Origin of the sequence: Streptomyces sp. NRRL S-1022 (assembly GCF_000720135.1) — a bacterium.
Classification (GTDB): Bacteria; Actinomycetota; Actinomycetes; order Streptomycetales; family Streptomycetaceae; genus Streptomyces.
In genome coordinates, this window is sequence record NZ_JOIU01000193.1 from 1 (window position 1) to 293 (window position 293).

General features: G+C 65.9%; 1 pseudogene. It reads left to right on the forward strand.

Features of this window, described 5'->3' with window-relative positions:
• Nucleotides 1-131: 131 nt before the first annotated feature.
• A pseudogene (locus IG05_RS47490) lies at nucleotides 132-293 on the forward strand (2-oxoacid:ferredoxin oxidoreductase subunit beta); the annotation flags it as partial.

Here is a 293-nt window from a genome sequence, read left to right on the forward strand (position 1 = left end):
GGAGATGAACCTCGGCCAGCTCGCCACCCTGATCCGGGCGAAGTACCTGGTCGACGCCCACTCCTACCACCAGGTCAACGGCATGCCGTTCAAGGCGGAACAGCTCGCCGCGGCGCTGAAGGAGGCCATCGATGACTGACGCCACCAACGTGCTGCTGCAACTGGTCCCCAAGGCCGAGGCCAAGCAGTCGATGAAGGACTTCAAGTCGGACCAGGAGGTGCGCTGGTGCCCGGGCTGCGGTGACTACGCGATCCTCGCGGCCGTGCAGGGCTTCATGCCGGAACTGGGCCTG